This window comes from Komagataeibacter europaeus LMG 18890, assembly GCF_000285295.1.
GTDB lineage: Bacteria > Pseudomonadota > Alphaproteobacteria > Acetobacterales > Acetobacteraceae > Komagataeibacter > Komagataeibacter europaeus.
In genome coordinates this window covers 1-19,712 of the sequence record NZ_CADP01000020.1, presented here as the reverse complement: position 1 = coordinate 19,712, position 19,712 = coordinate 1, and the positions used below count along the sequence as shown (strand labels likewise).

Genomic DNA, 19,712 nt, shown 5'->3' with positions numbered 1-19,712 from the left:
GCCTGCCCCTTCCTGAAACAGGCGGTCCATCTGCGGTGTCAGCCATACGGCGGAAAAATATTCACCCACGGCGTCGCGGTTGCGCTGGGCCTGTCCATCCACGCGAAACGCCCGCCGTTCGGGCCGGACGGGATCGGCCCCGGTGGCGATCTGGATGGACAGGGCGTCATCACCCCACTGCGCCGCCACATCAGCGGCAACACCCCACAGGGAGGCACCATGGCGGGGCAGTTCATCCATGCGCGCGCCCCGCAGGCCACGCCCGGGCACCAGCAGCGAGACCGCTTCCAGCAGATTGGTCTTGCCACTGCCATTCGGCCCGGTAATGACCGTGACCGGGCTTGCCGGTTTCCATGAAAGGTGGTGGTAATTACGGAAATCCGTAAGGACCAGCCGTGTCACGCAGGCCATGCGACCCGGCGGCCGCGCGCCGTCACACGCGCATCGGCATCAGGACATACAGCGCGGACGGACTGTCCACATCCCGCACGATGGTGGGGGCGGAGCTGTCGGAAAAAGCGAATTCCACTTCCTTTTCCACCTGATCGGTAATGTCGTTCAGGTACCGGGCCTGAAAGCCGATCTCGATAGGGGTGGCGTCATAGGAGACGTGGTTTTCGTCGAGTTCTTCCGTCGCGGTGCCCTGGTCCTGGCTGGCGGCCGACAGGGTCAGCAGGTTGTGCGCCATGCTCAGCTTGACCGGGCGGGAACGTTCCTGGCTGATCGCAGCCACGCGGGATACGGCGTCGGAAAAGATCTTCTTGCCCACGCGCAGGATCCTGTCATTACCATGCGGGATCACGCGTTCATATTCGGGGAACGTGCCGTCAATCAGCTTGGATGTCAGGGTGATGTTGCCGATGGAAAACTGGATGCGGGTATCGGACAGGGCGACGTCAACCTGTTCCGGGCCTTCGTCAAGCAGCTTGCGCAGTTCGGCCACCGTCTTGCGCGGCACGATCACGCCGGGCATGCCCGCGCTGCCGGCCGGCAGTTCGGTTTCCACCCGGGCCAGACGGTGCCCGTCCGTCGCCACCGCACGCAGCACCTGCCCCGCATCGCCTTCGGCCACATGCAGGAAGATACCGTTGAGGTAGTAGCGCGTCTCCTCGGTGGAAATCGCGAACCGCGTGCGGTCGATCAGGCCCCGCAGCACCTGTGCCGGAATGCTGAATTCATGCGGCAGGTTCCACGCCAGCATGGACGGGAAATCATCCACGTCCAGCACGTTCAGGCTGGTGGCGAACCGGCCCGCCCGCAGGCCCAGCGGCGCATCGCCACCGGCATGGTCCAGTTCGACCTGCGCGCCATCGGGCAGCTTGCGCACGATTTCATACAGGACCGCGGCCGGCGCCGTAACCGCGCCATCACGATGGGTTTCTGCCGCCACGCCTTCCACCACCGCGATTTCCATGTCGGTGGCGGTCAGGGTCATGGCGCCATCCACGACATTGATCAGCACGTTGGCCAGGATGGGGATGGTATTGCGCTTCTCGGCAACGCTCTGGATATGGGCCAGTGCCTTGAGCAGCGTTACGCGGTCGGCCTTCAACTTCATCGGTACAATATCCTCCACATCCCGTCCCGTCACGTCAGGCATACGTGCAGACGGGGGGTGACCAGTCTAGCAGTCCCTTGCGACTCTGGTAAAGAGGTCGTTGAATCCTAAATTCGTTCAGCTTTCCAGCATGCGCCGCAGCAGTTCCACATCCTCGGCAAAGGCGGGATCCTGTTCCATCAGTTCCGTCACCCGGGTCACCGCGTGCATGACCGTCGTATGGTCACGGTTGCCGAACTTGCGTCCGATTTCAGGCAGGGAGCGGCTGGTCAGCTGCTTGGCCAGGTACATCGCCACCTGCCGCGGACGCGCCACGGCGCGCGCGCGCCGGGCCGAGGACATGTCGGTCAGGCGGATATTCCAGTGTTCGGCCACCTTGCGCTGGATTTCCTCGATGGTGACGCGACGGTCATGCGCCTTGAGGATGTCATGCAACACGTCCTGCGTCGCCTCCAGCGTCACGGGGCGGCCAAACAGGTTGGCATGCGCGATCAGGCGGTTCAGCGCACCCTCAAGTTCACGCACGTTCGACGTGATCTTGTGGGCGAGGAACTCCAGCACCTTGGCGGGGACCACCACGCCGGACGCGCTGGCCTTGGCCTCAAGGATGGAAATACGCAGTTCGAACGTGGTGGCATGGATATCCGCCACCATGCCGCAGCCAAGGCGGGTGCGCAGCCTGTCCTCCAGCCCCGACAGGTCGGAAGGCGACTTGTCGGCCGACACCACGATCTGCCGCCCCGCATCAACCAGGGCGTTGAAGGTGTGGAAGAATTCTTCCTGCGTATTGTCCTTGCCAATCAGGAACTGCAGGTCATCGATCATCAGCACGTCGACGGACCGGAGCTGTTCCTTGAATTCCATGGTGGACTGGGAACGAATGGCCGCGATGAAGCGGTACATGAACTTTTCCGCCGACATGTAGGCGACGGACACCCGCCCCTCGCGCAGCAGTTCGGCCCCGATCGCATGCATGAGATGCGTCTTGCCCAGACCAACGCCACCATACAGGAACAGCGGGTTGAAACCGGGACTGGAGGGCCGCTCCGCAACCCGGCGGGCGCAGGCATAGGCGAATTCGTTGGGCTTGCCCACGACAAAGGTATCGAAGGTGAAACGCGGATCCAGGGGGGCGGCAAGGTCGCTGCGCACTTCGGCCTGCCGCGGCTCCTCGGCCACCGGGGCAGGCGCTGCCGCACGGGGGGCGGCTTCCTCGCGCGCCACTGCGGCGGGGGCTGCCGCGCCATCAGCGGGGGGTGTCGCGGATGCGCTGCCGGGACGGGCGACCTGCAGTTCGACACGGCGGATGGCCGGTACCTCCGCATTCCACAGCGTGCCAAGCCGGTCACCATATTGCCCGCGCACCCAGTCACGCAGGAACCGGGTGGGCAGGTAGAGGGTGATCTCGTCCTCCTCCACCGGGCCGACCGTAATCTGGCGCAGCCACGTGCGGTACTCGACTTCCCCGACCTCGGCCTTCAGCCGTTCGCATATGCGCGACCAGTGAATGGCGAGCACACTTTTCTGCGCATTGGCTTCCGCAACCGCGTCATAGCCTTCCAGTCCGCCCGTCATATCCGCTCCCGGCTACATGGAACGCAGGGTGGACGCCCCCGCGTCGCCCCTGCCCCATCCCTAACTGTTCCACAACGCCATTGGCCCCGCACGCAGCGGGCAGGAAGCCGGTCGCGCACCAGACACGACCCACAACCCGGACCCCAGACCCAAGGCAACAGATGACGTTGGAATTATCCACATAAGGTAGAGCAGGGAATCGGTCGAAGCAACGGGAATCTGTCCCCACCCCATCAAAACCCGATTACACGGCATGAAAATGGCAAACAAAAAAGGCCGTTACCGCCACTAATGGCGATACACGACCTTCTTCATTACTTGCCGCATTCTTTCAGATGAAAGAAATCAACAGTCCCTTATGCCGCAGCAAGGGACTTGATGCGGGCAGACAGGCGCGAAATACGACGGGCAACGGTGTTGGCGTGAAGAACGCCTTTGCCAACCGCACGCTGCAGTTCCGGCTGTGCCGCGCGCAGTGCAACCGCGGCGTCGTCCTTCTTGCCGGTTGCGATGGCGACCTCGACCTTCTTGACGAAGGTGCGCACGCGCGACAGGCGCGCCGTGTTGCGGGCGTTGCGGACTTCGTTCTGGCGGATGCGCTTGCGCGCTGATGCTGTATTGGCCATTGCTCTCAGTTCATCTGCATAAATCAGGTTACGGCGGTCCGCCACCCGATCGTTGCGGACATCCCATATCAGGCTGGCGATCTAGTCCACCCTGACCCCATTCGTCAAGACAAGTCTTTGCCCAAATCGTCTTTTACCCCCTGCTGGCGGGGACAGAAAAAGCTTGAACGCCCGGACTGGGTGATCCGGACGACCCCATCGCATGCCGGTGGACCGGGACAGTCGGGGCAGCCTTCCCCCTCCCGCCCATACACGCGCCAGACATGCTGGAAATAGCCCAGCTCCCCATCCGGTTGCACGTAATCACGCAGGCTTGAGCCACCGGCGGCAATTGCCTCCTTCAGCACCGCGCGGATTTCGGTGGCCAGAACATCATACCGCGCCGCACCTATGTCCCCTGCCGCCCGGGCCGGATGGATGCGCGCGCGAAACAGGGCTTCGGACACATATATGTTGCCCAGCCCCGCCACCACGCGCTGGTCCAGCAGCAGGGCCTTGATGCTGGTGCGCCGCCCCCTGCCACGCGCCGCCAGCCACGGGCCGTCGAACCGGTTGCCCAGCGGCTCCGGCCCCATGCCCGCCAGCAGGCGGTGGTTTTCCACCTCCGCCGCAGGCACCAGGTCGACCATGCCGAAACGCCGGGGATCCACCAGCCCGCAACGCGCGCCCTGCGCCGTCTCGATCACCAGGTGTTCGTGCAACGCGGGCGGCTGGTCGCGTTCCGTCGCCGTGGGGCGCGACAGCAGCACGCGGCCGGACATGCCCAGATGCAGCACCACGACCATCCCGCCCGAAAGCGTGATGAGGATGTATTTCCCCCGGCGGGCGAATCCATCGACCCGCCGCCCCTGCAGTGCTGCCGCAAGGCCAGGCGGAAACGGCCAACGCAGGCCGGTATGGTGCGTGCTGGCACGTGAAATAGTGTGACCTTCAAGATGCACTCGCATCCCGCGCATCACAGTTTCGACTTCAGGTAGTTCCGGCATGGCCTCATCTGGGGTTATACCTGTGCATCATGACCGACATTAGCCAGCCATACCATCCCTCCCCTTCCGCCGGCCGTCCCGATGACCGCCACGCGGATACCACCGATTTCGGCTTCCGCGACGTGCCGTTGCGCGAAAAGAAATCCCTGGTCCGTGATGTCTTTGACAGCGTGGCCTCCAAATACGACATCATGAATGACGTGATGTCGCTGGGCATCCACCGCGCGTGGAAGAAGATCTTCGTCAACGAACTCGGCCCCCACCCCGACCTGTCGCTGCTCGACCTTGCGGGCGGCACGGGGGACATCTCCTTCGGGTGGCTGCGTGGCGGGGGCGGGCCTGCCATCCTGTCCGACATCAATGTCAGCATGCTGACGGTGGGCCGCAACCGCGCACTGGAACGCGGGCTTGTCTCCGGCCTCAACTTCGTAGCCGTCGATGCGGAGGCCATCCCGCTGGCCGACAATTCGGTTGATCGTGTCTCCATCGCATTCGGCCTGCGCAACTGCACGGACAAGCTGCAGGTGCTGCGCGAGGCCCGTCGCATCCTGCGGCCGGGCGGGCGGTTCCTGTGCCTTGAATTCTCCCGCGTGCAGGTCGCGGCCTTCGCCCCGGTCTATGATGCCTGGTCCTTCCACGTGCTGCCCCGCATGGGGGCCGCGATCGCGGGTGATCGGGAAAGCTACCAGTACCTGGCCGAAAGCATCCGCATGTTCCCCGATCAGGAAACGCTGGCGGACATGATGCGCGAAGCCGGGCTGGAGCGCGTGACCTACCAGAACCTGTCCGGCGGGATTGCGGCAATCCATTCCGGCTGGAAAATCTGATGGGGGATGGGGCGACCCGTTCTGTTTTGCTGGTCGTGGGCGGCGGCATTGCCGCCTACAAGGCGCTGGAGCTGATTCGCAGGCTGCGCGAACATGGCGTGCGCGTACGCACGGTGCTGACGGATGCGGGGACACGATTCGTCACCCCCATGTCCCTTCAGGCGCTGAGCGGCGAACGCGTCTTCAGCGACCTGTTTTCCCTGACCGATGAAAGCGAAATGGGGCATATCGCCCTGTCGCGCGACAGTGACCTGATCGTGGTCTGCCCCGCCACCGCCGACCTGCTGGCCCGCATGGCCGCCGGACTGGCCGATGACCTGGCCACCACCGTGCTGCTGGCTACCGATACGCCAGTGCTGGTGGCCCCCGCCATGAACGTGCGCATGTGGACCCATGCCGCGACACAGGCCAATGTCGCGACCCTGTGCGCACGTGGGGTGGCTTTCGTGGGGCCGGAATCCGGTCTCATGGCGTGTAACGAATCCGGGCCGGGCCGCCTGGCGGAAACGGATGCGATCCTTTCCGCCATACTGCACGGACTATCCCCCGACAGGCCACTGGCGGGCCGCAGCGCACTGGTGACCGCAGGCCCCACGCACGAACCGATCGACCCCGTGCGCTATATCGCCAACCGCTCCTCCGGCACGCAGGGATATGCCATTGCCGAAGCCCTTGCGGCGGCGGGGGCGGATGTAACACTGGTCAGCGGCCCCACTACCCTGCCCGACCCGGCAGGCGTTCACACCGTAAGGGTGGAAACAGCGCGCGAAATGCTGGATGCCTGCCGTCATGCGCTGCCCTGCGATATTGCCGTATGCACCGCCGCCGTGGCCGACTGGCATGTCGCCCCGGCAGCCCAGAAGATCAAGAAAACAGCGGATGCAGCCCCGCCCACGCTGCAACTGGTGCCCAACCCCGATATCCTTGCGATGCTGAGCCAGCCCGGCCCGACAAGACCCGAACTGGTGATCGGTTTCGCGGCGGAAACCGAACATGTGCTGGCGCATGCCACCGCCAAGCGCGAACGCAAGGGCTGTGACTGGATCGTGGCCAATGATGTCAGCCCCGGCACCGGGGTCATGGGCGGCACGGAAAACGAGGTCACCCTGATCACGGCCGCGGGCCGCGAACACTGGCCCCGGCTGGACAAGGCGCAGGTCGCGCATCGGCTGGTTGCGCGGATTGCCACTTTCCTGCAAACGCCACATCCCAACCCTGAATAACCCGACGGACCGAACCATGACTTCCTCCCCCCTGCCCATCCAAGTCCGCCGCCTGGCCCATGCCCATGGGCTGCCGCTGCCGGCCTATGCCACCGATGGCGCGGCCGGAATGGACCTGCTGGCCGCCGTAACCGAACCGATGGTCATTGCGGCCGGTGGCCGCGCGCTGGTGCCCACGGGGCTGTGCGTGGCGCTACCGCGCGGATATGAAATGCAGATCCGCCCGCGTTCGGGCCTTGCCCTGAAGCATGGCATCACCCTGCCCAACGCGCCCGGCACCATTGATGAGGATTACCGGGGGGAAATCGGCATCATCGTCATGAACACGGGCAGCGGGCCCTTTGTGGTCGAACGCGGCATGCGCATTGCACAGGCGGTGCTGGCCCCGGTGGTGCGCGGCACATGGGTTGAATATTCGGAACTGGAGGAAACGGATCGCGGTGCGGGCGGCTTTGGCAGTACGGGCACCGCAGGGTGACAGACAGCAGCCTGCCGGGGAACCTGCGGGTCCGCCCCAACATCGCGGACCTGCTTGGCCTGCTGGCGATCATGGCGGGGGCCGTCATCGTCGCCACCGCCGGGCGCCACATGCTGGTGCCCATTCCCGCCAGTGAGGCGGGGACCATCCACCTCAGCCCCGCATGGCTGCCCGCCTATGCCGTGCGGACCACGCTGCGCATGTTCGCGGCCCTTGCTGCCTCCCTGGCCTTTACCTTCACCTATGCCGTCTGGGCCGCCAAGAGCAGGCGCGCGGGACAGGTGCTGATCCCGCTGCTGGATATCCTGCAGTCGGTGCCGATCCTTGGCTTCCTGACATTTACGGTGGTGTTTTTCCTTGGCCTGTTCCCCGGCCGGATGATGGGGGCGGAACTGGCCGCCATATTCACCATCTTCACCAGTCAGGCATGGAACATGGCCTTTGCCATGTACCAGGCGCTGCGCACCGTGCCGCCTGATCTGGAAGAGGCCGCCCTGTGCTTCGGCCTGACGCCATGGCAGCGTTTCTGGCGGCTGGAAGTGCCGTTCGCCATCCCGTCGCTGGTCTGGAACACCATGATTTCCATGTCCGGCGGGTGGTTCATGGTCGTCTATTCCGAAACGATCACGGTCGGGAATACCGATATCGCCCTGCCGGGAATCGGGTCGTATGTGGGCGTTGCGATCGAACAGCGCAACATATGGGCGATTTTCTACGCCATTGCCGCCATGCTGGCGGTCATCCTGGCCTATGACCAACTGCTTTTCCGACCGCTGGTCGCATGGTCGGCACGTTTCCAGACCGACGAGGGCACGACGCTTGCGGCACCCGACCCATGGGTGCTGACCCTGCTGCGGCGCACGCACCTGCTGCGGCAGGGCTGCCTGAAACTGGGCGACATGATGACCCGCATCGGCTGGCTGCCGCTGGGGCCGCGCCCATCCGCGCCGCGGCGCCTGCTTGTTCCCTCCCGCCTGCTGGATGGCGCATGGATCGCGGCGCTGGCCGTCTGCGCCATGACCATCGGGTGGAAGACATGGACATATGCCGGCACCCATTACACGACGGGGCAGGTACTGCATGTCACCATGCTGGGTGGCATCACGCTGGTGCGCGTCATGGTAACAGTCATTGTGGCGTCACTGATATGGGTGCCACTGGGCATATGGCTGGGCCTGTCGCCCCGCCGGGCGCGGCACGCGCAGATGGCGGCACAGTTCATGGCAGCCTTCCCCGCCAACCTGTTCTTCCCGCTGGTGGTGGTGGGAATCGTGCGATGGCACCTGAACAGCAATCTCTGGCTGACGCCACTCATGCTGCTGGGCACGCAATGGTATATCCTGTTCAACATCGTGGCGGGGGCATCTTCCTATCCCGGCGACCTGCTGGAAGCGGCCGATAACTTCCATGTCCGGGGCAGGCTATGGTGGCGGCGCGTGATGCTGCCCGGCATTACGCCGTATTTCATTACTGGCGCGCTGACCGCATCGGGGGGCGCATGGAACGCCGCCATCGCAACCGAGGTCGCAAGCTGGGGCGACACGACGCTGAGTGCGAACGGGCTGGGCGCCTATATCGCCCACGCCACCGTGGCGGGTGCGACCGATCAGGTGGGTCTGGGCATGGTGGTCATGGCGGTGTTCGTGCTGCTGCTCAATCGCGCCCTGTGGCGTCCGTTATCCAATTATGCCGCGCGGCATTACACCTTTGACTGAGAGTTCATGATGCAGCAGCCCGAACCCGCCCCAGCCCAGTCCAAGCCCGGGACGGAACTTGTCCGGATCATCAACTGCCGGCAGGCCTATCACAAGGAAAGCGCCACCGACCTGGTGGTGCTGGATGGGGTGAACCTGTCCATCCGCAGCGGGGAAATCGTGGGCCTGCTGGGCCGGTCGGGTTCGGGCAAGTCCACGCTGCTGCGCATTATCGCGGGCCTGCTGCCGCCGACGGCGGGCGAGGTGATCTGGAAGGGCAAAAGACTGGAAGGCCCCGCCGCCGGTATTTCCATGGTGTTCCAGTCATTCGCGCTGTTCCCCTGGCTGACGGTGCAGAAAAATGTCGAACTGGGGCTGGAAGCACAGGGCGTGCCCGTGGCCGAGCGCCACAGGCTGGCCGAAGATGCGATCGGGCTGATCGGGCTGGGTGGATATGAAAACGCCTATCCCAAGGAACTGTCGGGCGGCATGCGCCAGCGCGTGGGACTGGCGCGGGCGCTGGTGGTGCACCCTGACCTGCTGTTAATGGATGAACCGTTTTCGGCACTGGATGTACTCACGGCGGAAAACCTGCGCACCGACCTTGTGGAACTGTGGGCGGAGAAGAAACTGCCCATCCAGTCCATCCTGCTGGTCACGCATAATATCGAGGAAGCGGTGCTGATGTGCGACCGCATCCTGATCTTTTCCTCCAATCCCGGCCGGGTCGCCTATGAACTGCAGGTGCCCTTTGAACATCCCCGCAACCGCGAAGACGCGGCCTTCCGTCAGTTCGTGGACCGGATTTACGCGCTCATGACCCGTCGTGCGCCCGTGGTGTCGGAAGCGGACATGACCGACCCGGACATGAAGCATGTGCAGATCACGGCCGATGCCGTGGCCCTGCCCGCGCTGCCGATCAATACCATCGTGGGCATGATGGAAACGCTGGCCGCCGACCCGCTGCATGGTCGCGCCGACCTGCCGCTGCTGGCCAGCCGGCTGCAGCTTGAACTGGATGACCTGTTCCCGTTAGGCGAGTCGCTGCAACTGCTGGGCTTTGCCGAACTGGAGGATGGCGACATCATGCTCACTCCCGAAGGCATGCGCTTTGTCCAGAGCGAGCACGACACCCGCAAGAACATCCTGTGGCACAGCATGCTGCACAACATTCCCATGGTGCGCACCATCCGCGCCGTTCTGGATGAACGTCCCAATCACCGCGCCAGCGCCGAACGCTTTCGCGATGAACTGGAAGACAGCATGTCCCCCGATTATGCCCGCCAGACACTGCAGACGCTGATCGGCTGGGCACGCTATGCCGAACTGTTTGATTTTGATGAAGAAGCCGACCAGCTTTTCCTGGACGACGAAACCGAATAACCGGCCCTAGCCCGCCGTATCCACCAGCCGGTCACGGAACAGGCGGCGCATTTTGGCGATCTTGGGCGGGATCACCGCGCTGCAATAGGGATTGCCGGGATTGCGGGCGAAATAGTCCCGGTGATAGTCCTCGGCGGGCCAGAAATGTGTCAGCGGCGCGATTTCGGTCACCAGCGGGTCCGGCCATACCTTTGCTTCCGCAATTTCGTTGCGGATGGCATAGGCCGTCATTTCCTGTTCCGGTCCCTGCCAGAATATGGCGGAACGATACTGCGTCCCCACGTCATTGCCCTGCCGGTTGAGCGTGGTGGGATCATGCATGACAAAAAAGATCCGCAGCAGGTCGGCGCATGACAGTTCGGCGGGGTCGAACGTCACACGCACGACCTCCGCATGGCCGGTGCGGCCGGAACAGACCTGTTCGTAGGTGGGATTGGCGGTATGCCCCCCGGCATAACCGGGTTCCAGTCCCTCCACGCCGCGCAGTTCCTTCAGCGGCGCTTCGAGACACCAGAAGCAGCCCCCACCCAGCACCAGTGTCTCCAATGCGTTTTCGGTCATGGTGGCTTCCTTCCCTCAGGTTACCATAAAAAATATTCCGGCAGTTTTTGGTGAAGCTTTTTTCAAAAAGCTTCAGAGAATGCAGCCTTTTTGAAAAAAAAAAGCTGCCCCCAAAAACTTTTATTCTTTCCCGACAATCCTTTACGCAATCCGCGCCAGGGCTGCTTTCAGCCGCACGCGCTCTGCCTGGAACGTCTCGAGGCGTTCGCGGTTCTCCGCCACGACTTCAGGCTTGGCGCGGGCCACGAAATCGGCATTGCCCAGCTTGCGCTCGACCTTGGCGATCTCGCCATCGACCTTGGCGCATTCCTTTTCCAGCCGCTGGCGTTCAACGGCAAGGTCAATGATCCCGGCAAGGGGAATGACCAGCGTCGCTTCATCAACTACCAACTGCGCGGCCCCCTGCGGCATTTCACCTTCCAGCGGCTGCACTTCGGATACGCGCGCCATGCGCCCGATCGCTTCCGACCATTTGGCGGCCCGCGCCACGGTCACGGGCGATGCATCACGCAGCAAGACCGGGGCCAGACGGGACGGCGGCACGTTCATTTCCGAACGCACGGTGCGGATCGCGCTAATGAAACGAATCAGCCACTCCATTTCCGCGCGGGCCTCGCTGGCCCCTTCCAGATGTTCGGGCTGCGGCCACGGTGCAGTAATCAGCGACCCTTCCGGCCCAAAGCCGAAATGCCGCCACAGGCTGTCGGTCACGAACGGCGTGACGGGCTGCAGCAGGCGCATGATGGTGCCCAGCACGTGGGCTGCGACCGCGCGCGTCTCGACCGCTTCCGCCGTGTCACCGGCGGCAAAGACCGGCTTGGCCAGTTCAAGGAACCAGTCACAGAAACAGTTCCAGACAAAGCGGTAGCAAACGGCGGCGTATTCATCGAAGCGGAAGGCTTCCAGCGCCTTTGTCGCGTCTTCCACCGCCTGCGCCAGTTCCGCCAGGATCCAGCGGCCCAGCGGCGACTGCACGCTGGCCGGGCTGAACCCCGCGACCGGGGCCACGCCGTTCATTTCGCAAAAACGCGCGGCATTCCATATCTTGGTGATGAAGGAACGGTATTCCTCCACCTTCCTGCGGCCCAGCTTTACATCACGACCCAGACCGGTCAGCGAACAGATGCAAAAGCGCATGGCGTCCGCGCCATAGCTGTCGATCATTTCCAGCGGGTCGATGCCGTTGCCCTTGGACTTGGACATCTTCTGCCCGCGTTCGTCGCGCACCAGGCCGTGGATGAACACCGTGCGGAAGGGCACGTCCTTCATGAAATGCAGGCCCATCATCATCATCCGGGCAACCCAGAAGAAGATGATGTCAAAGCCGGTGACCAGCACATCGGTGGGATAATAGCGGGCCAGTTCCGGCGTCTGCTGTGGCCAGCCCAGCGTGGAGAACGGCCACAGCGCGGAGGAGAACCACGTATCCAGCACATCCGCGTCCCGCGTCAGCGCCGTATCCTGCCCATAATGGGCGCGGGCCTGCGTGGCAGCATCGGCTTCGTCATGGGCAACGAATACATGCCCGTCCGGGCCATACCATGCCGGGATGCGATGGCCCCACCACAACTGACGGCTGATACACCACGGCTGGATGTCACGCATCCAGGCATAGAAGGTGTTTTCCCACTGCCGGGGCACGAATTCGATCCTGCCGCTTTCCACCGCGTCGATCGCGGGACCGGCAAGGGTCTTGGCATCACAGTACCACTGCGTGGTCAGGCGGGGTTCGACCACGGCGCCACTGCGTTCGGCATGGGGCACCTGATTGGTATGCGGCTCGATCTTTTCCAGCCATTCAAGGCGTTCAAGCTCGGCCACCATCGCCTTGCGCGCTTCATCACGCGGCATGCCTTCGAGCGTACGGACAAAAGCGGGATCGGCCAGGCCGTCCTCAGCGCGCAGTTCATCCCCGATCTCGGTCAGAGTGATGCGGGCTTCTTCATCCAGCACGCTGGGCATGTCCAGCCCGTGGCGGCGGCCGACCTCGAAATCGTTGAAGTCATGGGCGGGCGTGATCTTGACCGCGCCGCTGCCCTTGGTCGGGTCGGAATGTTCATCGGCCACAATGGGGATACGGCGGCCGGTCAGCGGCAGGATGACATTCCTGCCCACCAGATCGGCAAAACGTTCATCATCCGGATGGACGGCCACGGCCATGTCACCCAGCATGGTTTCGGGGCGGGTGGTCGCGACCGTGATGGTGCGGCCCGGCTGCCCTTCGACTGGATAGCGGATATACCACAGGTTGCCCCGCGTTTCCCGGTTATCGACTTCCAGATCCGAAATGGCGGAACGGAAGGCAGGATCCCAGTTGACCAGGCGGCGGTCACGGTAGATCAGCCCTTCGCGGTAGAGGGTGACGAACACCTCCTTCACCGCATCGGACAGGCCATCATCCATGGTGAAGCGTTCACGCGGCCAGTCCAGCGACCCGCCAAGGCGGCGCAGCTGCTTTGTAATGCCGCCGCCGGATTCGGCCTTCCATTCCCACACGCGTTCGACAAAGGCGTCACGGCCCATTTCCTGCCGGGACGTGCCTTCCTTCTGCAGCATCCGCTCGACCACCAGCTGGGTCGCGATGCCCGCATGGTCGGTGCCCGGCTGCCACAGCGTATCGCGCCCCTGCATGCGCCGCCAGCGGATCAGCGTATCCTGCAGGGTCATGGTCAGGGCATGACCAATGTGCAGTGTGCCCGTAACGTTGGGTGGCGGGATCATGATGGTATAGGGCTTGGCCGGGCTGCCCGGCCGTGCGCTGAACGCGCCACTGGCCTCCCACAAGGCATAGAGGGAAGTTTCTGTCCCGTCGGGGGAGAACGACTTGTCAAGCATCACGAAAAACCAGATCCACCATAATCAGACGCAGGGCAGGACAACGCGCCCGGCCAAGGGCAGATATACCCCAAACCGGCGCGAAGGGAACGGCGCGCATGCAATCTTTATCCGCCCCGCGGCCGTCCGGCCGGACCGCCCCCCCTGCAATCATACGCAAGCCATGCCGTTTTGTGCCGGATATGGTCGGTCATGCATACGTACCGCGTCAGCGCCCCGGCTGGCTGGTGGCGTAATCACTGATACCCCACAGCCGGTCATGCACGGCGCGGTAATAGGCCTGTTCATCATAAAGCGGCACATCAAGGCTGAGATCACGCGCGGTCAGCCGCCCGATGGCCGCCGTGGCCTGATAGGAGGACTGCACGAGGTTGCCCGCGCTGCGCACCAGCGCGATCTGGGCCTGAAGCAGGGTTTCCTGCTGCTGCAGCACCGCAAGGGTGGTGGTGGTGCCCACGATCACCTGGCGTTGCATGCCATGCAGGGCCGCGGCATCGGCGGCGACGGCTTCGCGGTTGCTGTCGATCGCTTCCCGGTTGGCCTGCATGCGCTGCCAGCTTGCCGCCGCCAGCTGGATCGCGGCACGGCGGCGCACGTCCACCGTGCGGGCTGCCTCGGCTGCCTGCTGCCGGGCCATGCGCACGGCGGCATATTCGCCCCCGCCCTGATACAGCGGCATGGAGGCGTTGACGAGCGCGTATTTGTTATTGCTCAGCGAACGGCCATCATCCTGGTTGATGGCGTGCGAATAGGCTGCTTCGGCATTGACTGTAGGCATCAGCGCGGCAAAGGACACGCCGACCGCGTCCTTTTTCGCGGCCTCGTCAAACAGCGCGCCGATGACGTCGGGATTGTTCTGGACCGCCTGAGTCATGGCGTCCTGTTCCGTATGCAGCGGCAGTACCAGCGGCTGGGGCGGGATCAGGTCATCCGGCGCGTCACAGCCGACTACCTGCCGGTAGGTCGCGCGGTCCGCCTGCAACGTGCCTTCGGCCAGTTGCCGGACCGCGCGCGCATTGGCCAGCGCACCCTGCGCCTGCGCCACGTCGGTATGGGTAATTTCACCGCCATGCGCGCGCAATGCGGTGGCATGCAGCTGGGCGGCATAGACCTGTTCGTTATTGATGTCGATGCTCAGGATCTGTTCATCTTCCACCACGTTGACATAGGCGCTGACCACATCGGAAAAGACCTGCTGTTCCGCCGCGATCAGGCGCGCGCGCTCCGCCATGACGGCATGCCGCGCCTTGTGCGTGTTCGCCGTCGTCCTGCCACCGCTATAGATTGGCTGCGAGATGCTGACCCCGCCGGAATAGCCGGGACTGTCATACCGGCGCATGTACCCGCCGGATTCCCCCGCGACCGGGGCCATGCGCATCAGCCCCGAATAATAGGACATGCTGGCGCTGCCGGTAATGGTGGGACGCCACCCGCCCAATGCCTGCGGAACCTGTTCATCCGTCGCCCGCAGGGAGGCCCGCTCCTGCCGCAGCACGGGATTGGTCAGGTACGCCATGGCCAGCGCGGCCTTCAGGGTATGGGGCGTATCCTGTTCCCCCACCTGGGGCATCGGCACGCGCGCCAGCGCCGTGCCACAGCACAGGATTGCCGCACTGCCCGCCCCGATTGCCCAGTTTCCCTGCATGACCGTCCCCGCCCTGATATGCCCTGCGGGAACATGTGCCCGCAGGGCCTGTTTACAAGCAGGATGTTGCGCAGGCGTTAACCGGGGACGGACCGTCGCGCCATCAGAACACGAAGGCCGGGGCCGGTTCCAGTTCCGGCAGCAGCGGCACCGCGACATCAAACAGGGGCTGCACCGCGCTACCCTGTGCCGTACGCACGATGCGACTGACGGATGTCACCCCCGAATCAGCGCAGACCGGCGCGATCACACGCCCGTCCTGCGTCAGTTGCCCCAGCACTGCCGGGGGTACCGCGCGCACCGCCCCGTCAATCATGATCAGGTCGTACGGTCCGTCATCCGGCGCGCCATGAACCAGCGCGCCATCGCGCCAGTGCACGCCGGGCGCCCACGTAAAACACAGCGCCCGGCCGATATCCGCCAGCCGCCGTTCCGATTCGAGGGCCGTAACCTCCAGCGCCTCCCCCATGGTGGCCAGCAGGGCCGCGAGGTATCCGGTCCCCGCCCCCACCACCAGCACGCGTTCCCCCCGCACGGGTTCGGCAACCTGCAGCATGCGTCCCGTCACACGGGGTTCGGTCAGGTAGCGCCCTTCCCCCAACGGCAGGTTCTGGTCGGCATAGGCAAAGGCACGCAGGGCCTCGGGCACCGCCAGTTCGCGCGGCAGCGCGCGCATGGCCGCAATCACATGGGGATTGCTGACCTGCGCGGGACGGATCTGGGCATCGACCATGCGCTGGCGGGCCGCACCAAAATCGAGAGGCACATAATCGGGGTCTGTCTTGTCCATAACGTTTCCTTGAAACACGATGCCCTGACGGGAAAGAGTTCGGCCGCCCGGCCGGACGGGCAACATTTTCCCGGCTTTTTTTCTATTTATGCGCCGCTTTTACACCGAAACAACGCCCCACCTGCACACAACGGCTTGACCTGAGGCACATTTCGGCAGATATAGCGCCAGAGCCGCTGAGGTCTGGTGGCAGAATGGTGATGCAGCGGACTGCAAATCCGCGTACGTGGGTTCGATTCCCGCCCAGACCTCCACGCCGCCCGCACAAGGCAGGCTCTCGGCCATAATCCCATGAAATCCACCGTATTCCCGCCATTCAGTGGCACGGGCATACACGTCATGTCCCGCATGATGGGGGTATCCGTGGGGGTATCGATCCGACATCGCCATCGGGCGGGTGCTACGCTGCCCGACATGTTCCTGCGCCATCATTGCCCGGTTCCTTCCCGTGGCGGGTCATGTCATGTTCAGGCCATGAAACCGACCCTGCTGATCAGTGGCTGCCTGTCTGGCCAACCCGTCCGTTATGATGGCACCGCGCGGACACTGATGCAGGACAGCCTGGCGCGCTGGCAGGCGGAGGGACGGGTCATCGCCTTCTGCCCCGAAACCGCCGCTGGCCTGCCGATACCCCGACCACCCGCCGAAATCATACAGGGCCGGGATGGCGCAGCCGTTCTGGATGGATCAGGCCGCGTATGGGAAGCAGGCGGCCATGATGTGTCCGGTCTCTTTCTGGTCGGCGCGTACCGGGCGCTGGATCTGGCACGACGTCATGGCTGCCGGTTTGCGCTATTGATGGATGGCAGCCCCTCCTGCGGCAGCAGCTTCATTTATGATGGCCAGTTCACGGGCAGGCGGCATGCTGGACAGGGTGTGACGGCGGCATTGCTGCGCCGTAACGGCATTGCAGTCTATGCGCCCGCCCGGTTTTCATGCCTTGAAGCCGTAATGGACTGAACGACGGGTTTATCCCAACAGGGATTCCTTGTGGCGGCACGATCTTCCTGATTATCGACAGAATTTGCCCGGTCATGGGATGGGGCCTGGAACAGATGCGACTTCCTTCCCCCTTCCCACCAGATGATGTGGAACGCCGGACGGTGGGCCAGTTCCCCTATCGGATCCCGGCACCTTGCTGCACCACGCTGTCTGATGATCGCGCGGCCTGCACCAGTGCCATGATGCCAGGCGTGATGTCAGGCAGCAGGTCGCCTGCGGGCTGGGGACTGGTCCTGACCGCCAGCATGGAGGCGGATGCCGCAAACTGGCCCCGTGCCGTGGCAAGTGCGGCTTCGGCCTGCTCACGCCAGGCGGTCGCGGGTGTGTTCATGGCGTCCAGCCCCGCCTGCGCCAGTCGCGCCAGCAGGGCGGATGCGGGCAGCACCTCCGCTACAGAAGGATCACGTTGCGCCAGCAGCCGTAGGCGGGCGTCATTATCGCGCCAGTTTTCCAGCCGGGCGCGCAGGCTGGCCGCCAGATCCTTGCGCCCCGCAAGACAGGACAGCACGTCACGGTAAAAAACCGCGGCCTGCGTATTGTCCGTCGCCGCAATATCAGCGGCGCGATCAAGCGGGCGCGGATCGGCGGTGGGAACGACACGGCTGGGGCCAAATACGTGGTTATGGGCGTAATTGCGCACTGGGCTGGTGACGGACAGCAGGGTTGCCAGCGGCGTCACGTCATCGGGGGCCAGTCGCGCCATCATGCGCGCCCGGTCGGCTGTCGCGCGATTGCCCAGCAGTTCCAGTTCCGCCTGAACCACCGGCAGGCGCGCGACAAGGCTGGCCGCATCGCGCACGCTGGCTGGCGACCAGAACCGTTCCGCCAGTGCCGCCGCCCGGGGCCACAGGCGATTGTCGAGCATTTCCTCCGTCACGATTTCTGTCCACAGCGCGGCCTCCGCACCCATGACGTGGGCATCCTGCGCGGGCGTCATGCGCGCAGCGGGATCCAGTGCGAAGGGTTCAAGAAAAGGCGCATGGGCCTGCGCCACCTGATCGGGCGGCAGGCCATTGCCCTGCGGGTCCAGCGGATCAACCCGGTAATGTTCTGCCGCAGGCAACAGCAGGTCGAGGTAATACCCCGACGACACCACGACCGGATGCCCCGCCTGCGTGGCCGCCGCCGTATAACGTGACCCACGCCATGACTCGATCACGATGCTGGCGGGTATCGGGGCGTCCAGCAGTTCGTCCCAGCCCATCATGATCCTGCCATCGCGTGCCAGCATGTCATGCACGCGTTGCGTATACATGGCCTGCAGGGTGGCGGTGGTATAGCCATGCTGCTGCATCCAGGCGTTTATGCGCGGGTTTCCCGTCCATTCATCGGGCCGGACCTCATCCCCGCCCACATGGAAATAGGCATCGGGAAACAGACCGGCCATTTCATGGTACAGTCCGGCGATAAAGTCGCGGGCCTGCGGGCTGGTCGGATCAATCGCGGCCCGGACCACCCGTTTCGGGTCCATGGGTGCCGCCACGGGCTGGGCCGCGTATTGCGGATAGGCCAGCAGCAATGCATAGCTATGCCCCGGCGTATCGAATTCCGGCACGATGCGGATACCCCGCCGTGCCGCGTATGCCACCAGTCCACGCACCTGCTGTTGCGTATAATACTGCCCGTGGGACGCCACCTGCTGCAGGCGGGGATACAGCCTGCTTTCCACCCGGAACCCCTGCCCGTCCGACAGATGCAGGTGCAGCACATTCAGTTTCGTCAGTTCCATCATGTCCAACTGACGCTCAAGCGCGGCAAGAGACATGAAATGCCGACTGACATCCACCAGCAGGCCCCGCCATGCAAAACGCGGGCTGTCGTCAATTTCAGCCGCGTCCAGCACCGGCGCCACCTCCTGCCGCTCCACCAGTTGCAGCAGCGTCGCCAGGCCACGCAGCACGCCCGCCGGGCCATCCGCTTCCAGCGTCGCCTCCTGCGCATCGGTCCGCAGGCGGTAGTGTTCACGCATGTGGATGGACAGCATGTCCGCATCCGGCGCCAGACAATGGATACGCAAGGTCAGCCCCGGCCGTCCCCCCGGCGCGACGTCACGCCCGGACAGGGCGGCAAGGCGCTGCGTGAAACGCGCCACCGCTTGGTCCAGCAGGGCGGATCGCATCCCCTGCCATTCCACCGCGACACCTCCGGTCAATCTTGCAGTTACCCATAAATTTTTTCTTCTGTAATTTGATAGGAGAGAGCACCTGTAACGATATCTGCCAGGCGAGACATTCCTCTCCAGATAACAGTTGTTCCGGGCGGAGCATCGGAAGCGCGATCAAGGTAACCACCCAGTCTGGCGACTGCCCGGATGTAAAAATCCAGGTCTGGTGAAGTGCTGAGTTTGCGTATGGGTGTGAACTGTTCGAGTATTTGGCGTTCCACATCTGTAAAAACGGTAGAAGGCGACGTCCCTGGTAATTCACGCCTGAGCATTGTTATCCATGAGATACGCCAGGCCACCACGCAGCATAAGGCGATACAGTTTGCGAGCCGGCCTGCGGTCGTTAGGCGGAGCTCTTCAAGCTT

17 protein-coding genes and 1 tRNA gene are annotated in these 19,712 nt (G+C 64.0%); 7 read left to right on the top strand and 11 right to left on the bottom strand.

The window, feature by feature from the left end; translation table 11 throughout:
• The 5 genes from GEU01_RS27750 to mutM all read right to left on the bottom strand — a co-directional run.
• Window positions 1-411, bottom strand: a 411-nt coding sequence (locus GEU01_RS27750) for an AAA family ATPase (RefSeq protein ID WP_042710816.1), incomplete at its 3' end; no start/stop codon positions are given.
• Between the two features lie 22 nt (window positions 412-433).
• The gene (dnaN, locus tag GEU01_RS08490; protein ID WP_019085734.1) at window positions 434-1,558 is read right to left on the bottom strand and encodes a DNA polymerase III subunit beta; all 1,125 of its coding nucleotides are present in this window, start codon (window positions 1,556-1,558) and stop codon (window positions 434-436) included.
• A gap of 117 nt (window positions 1,559-1,675) precedes the next feature.
• Window positions 1,676-3,133 carry a chromosomal replication initiator protein DnaA gene (gene dnaA, locus GEU01_RS08485; RefSeq protein WP_019085733.1) on the bottom strand — a complete coding sequence of 486 codons (1,458 nt, stop codon included), beginning with the start codon at window positions 3,131-3,133 and terminating at the stop codon, window positions 1,676-1,678.
• A gap of 356 nt (window positions 3,134-3,489) precedes the next feature.
• Window positions 3,490-3,759 (bottom strand): 30S ribosomal protein S20, encoded by a 270-nt coding sequence (gene rpsT, locus GEU01_RS08480; RefSeq protein WP_010509791.1) that lies wholly within the window; start codon window positions 3,757-3,759, stop codon window positions 3,490-3,492.
• Between the two features lie 104 nt (window positions 3,760-3,863).
• Window positions 3,864-4,745 (bottom strand): bifunctional DNA-formamidopyrimidine glycosylase/DNA-(apurinic or apyrimidinic site) lyase, encoded by an 882-nt coding sequence (mutM, locus tag GEU01_RS08475; RefSeq protein WP_019085732.1) that lies wholly within the window; start codon window positions 4,743-4,745, stop codon window positions 3,864-3,866.
• A 29-nt stretch (window positions 4,746-4,774) separates the two neighbouring features.
• Here mutM and GEU01_RS08470 point away from each other — a divergent pair, with 29 nt between their 5' ends.
• Genes GEU01_RS08470 through GEU01_RS08450 form a run of 5 tightly spaced genes read left to right on the top strand, consistent with a single transcriptional unit; the run spans window position 4,775 to window position 10,350 of the window.
• A complete protein-coding gene (locus tag GEU01_RS08470) occupies window positions 4,775-5,572 on the top strand; it encodes a class I SAM-dependent methyltransferase (RefSeq protein WP_019085731.1) in 798 nt (265 codons plus the stop codon).
• Entirely contained in the window at window positions 5,572-6,795 is a 1,224-nt protein-coding gene (coaBC, locus tag GEU01_RS08465) for a bifunctional phosphopantothenoylcysteine decarboxylase/phosphopantothenate--cysteine ligase CoaBC (protein ID WP_019085730.1), read from the top strand. Before GEU01_RS08470 ends, coaBC begins: the two co-directional genes overlap by 1 nt.
• Window positions 6,796-6,811: 16 nt before the next feature.
• Window positions 6,812-7,273 carry a dUTP diphosphatase gene (gene dut, locus GEU01_RS08460; RefSeq protein WP_010509795.1) on the top strand — a complete coding sequence of 154 codons (462 nt, stop codon included), beginning with the start codon at window positions 6,812-6,814 and terminating at the stop codon, window positions 7,271-7,273.
• Window positions 7,270-8,988 carry an ABC transporter permease gene (locus GEU01_RS08455; protein WP_019085729.1) on the top strand — a complete coding sequence of 573 codons (1,719 nt, stop codon included), beginning with the start codon at window positions 7,270-7,272 and terminating at the stop codon, window positions 8,986-8,988. The genes dut and GEU01_RS08455 overlap by 4 nt, the downstream gene beginning before the upstream one ends.
• Before the next feature lie 6 nt (window positions 8,989-8,994).
• Window positions 8,995-10,350, top strand: coding sequence for an ABC transporter ATP-binding protein (locus GEU01_RS08450; protein ID WP_019085728.1), 1,356 nt, complete (start codon window positions 8,995-8,997; stop codon window positions 10,348-10,350).
• 6 nt (window positions 10,351-10,356) lie between these two features.
• Here GEU01_RS08450 and msrA read toward each other — a convergent pair whose 3' ends face one another.
• The 4 genes from msrA to GEU01_RS08430 all read right to left on the bottom strand — a co-directional run bounded on the left by msrA (window position 10,357) and on the right by GEU01_RS08430 (window position 16,181).
• The gene (msrA, locus tag GEU01_RS08445; protein ID WP_019085727.1) at window positions 10,357-10,911 is read right to left on the bottom strand and encodes a peptide-methionine (S)-S-oxide reductase MsrA; all 555 of its coding nucleotides are present in this window, start codon (window positions 10,909-10,911) and stop codon (window positions 10,357-10,359) included.
• Window positions 10,912-11,052: 141 nt separating this feature from the next.
• Window positions 11,053-13,746: a valine--tRNA ligase gene (locus tag GEU01_RS08440; RefSeq protein ID WP_019085726.1), complete on the bottom strand. Its 2,694-nt coding sequence runs from the start codon at window positions 13,744-13,746 to the stop codon at window positions 11,053-11,055.
• Window positions 13,747-13,954: 208 nt separating this feature from the next.
• Entirely contained in the window at window positions 13,955-15,391 is a 1,437-nt protein-coding gene (locus GEU01_RS08435; RefSeq protein WP_019085725.1) for a TolC family outer membrane protein, read from the bottom strand.
• A gap of 103 nt (window positions 15,392-15,494) precedes the next feature.
• The gene (locus tag GEU01_RS08430; protein ID WP_019085724.1) at window positions 15,495-16,181 is read right to left on the bottom strand and encodes a protein-L-isoaspartate O-methyltransferase family protein; all 687 of its coding nucleotides are present in this window, start codon (window positions 16,179-16,181) and stop codon (window positions 15,495-15,497) included.
• A gap of 180 nt (window positions 16,182-16,361) precedes the next feature.
• Here GEU01_RS08430 and GEU01_RS08425 point away from each other — a divergent pair.
• Together GEU01_RS08425 and GEU01_RS08420 are read left to right on the top strand one after the other, a co-directional pair.
• Window positions 16,362-16,435, top strand: a tRNA-Cys gene (locus GEU01_RS08425).
• 37 nt (window positions 16,436-16,472) lie between these two features.
• Window positions 16,473-17,141, top strand: coding sequence for a 2-thiouracil desulfurase family protein (locus GEU01_RS08420; protein ID WP_019085723.1), 669 nt, complete (start codon window positions 16,473-16,475; stop codon window positions 17,139-17,141).
• A gap of 157 nt (window positions 17,142-17,298) precedes the next feature.
• On the opposite strand, the gene GEU01_RS22510 is transcribed toward GEU01_RS08420, so the two are convergent.
• Both GEU01_RS22510 and GEU01_RS24240 read right to left on the bottom strand, forming a co-directional pair.
• Window positions 17,299-19,335, bottom strand: a complete 2,037-nt coding sequence (locus tag GEU01_RS22510; RefSeq protein WP_232272462.1) for a beta-N-acetylhexosaminidase — start codon at window positions 19,333-19,335, stop codon at window positions 17,299-17,301.
• Between the two features lie 8 nt (window positions 19,336-19,343).
• The coding region (locus GEU01_RS24240; RefSeq protein ID WP_269719726.1) for an IS4 family transposase at window positions 19,344-19,712 on the bottom strand (369 nt) is incomplete at its 5' end.

Excerpts from the sequence above, each read along its gene's own strand:
- dnaN (WP_019085734.1), bottom strand. The coding sequence starts at position 1,558 with ATGAAGTTGAAGGCCGACCGCGTAACGCTGCTCAAGGCACTGGCCCAT.
- dnaA (WP_019085733.1), bottom strand. The coding sequence starts at position 3,133 with ATGACGGGCGGACTGGAAGGCTATGACGCGGTTGCGGAAGCCAATGCG.
- rpsT (WP_010509791.1), bottom strand. The coding sequence starts at position 3,759 with ATGGCCAATACAGCATCAGCGCGCAAGCGCATCCGCCAGAACGAAGTC.
- mutM (WP_019085732.1), bottom strand. The coding sequence starts at position 4,745 with ATGCCGGAACTACCTGAAGTCGAAACTGTGATGCGCGGGATGCGAGTG.
- GEU01_RS08470 (WP_019085731.1), top strand. The coding sequence starts at position 4,775 with ATGACCGACATTAGCCAGCCATACCATCCCTCCCCTTCCGCCGGCCGT.
- coaBC (WP_019085730.1), top strand. The coding sequence starts at position 5,572 with ATGGGGGATGGGGCGACCCGTTCTGTTTTGCTGGTCGTGGGCGGCGGC.
- dut (WP_010509795.1), top strand. The coding sequence starts at position 6,812 with ATGACTTCCTCCCCCCTGCCCATCCAAGTCCGCCGCCTGGCCCATGCC.
- GEU01_RS08450 (WP_019085728.1), top strand. The coding sequence starts at position 8,995 with ATGATGCAGCAGCCCGAACCCGCCCCAGCCCAGTCCAAGCCCGGGACG.
- msrA (WP_019085727.1), bottom strand. The coding sequence starts at position 10,911 with ATGACCGAAAACGCATTGGAGACACTGGTGCTGGGTGGGGGCTGCTTC.
- GEU01_RS08440 (WP_019085726.1), bottom strand. The coding sequence starts at position 13,746 with ATGCTTGACAAGTCGTTCTCCCCCGACGGGACAGAAACTTCCCTCTAT.
- GEU01_RS08435 (WP_019085725.1), bottom strand. The coding sequence starts at position 15,391 with ATGCAGGGAAACTGGGCAATCGGGGCGGGCAGTGCGGCAATCCTGTGC.
- GEU01_RS08430 (WP_019085724.1), bottom strand. The coding sequence starts at position 16,181 with ATGGACAAGACAGACCCCGATTATGTGCCTCTCGATTTTGGTGCGGCC.
- GEU01_RS08420 (WP_019085723.1), top strand. The coding sequence starts at position 16,473 with ATGAAATCCACCGTATTCCCGCCATTCAGTGGCACGGGCATACACGTC.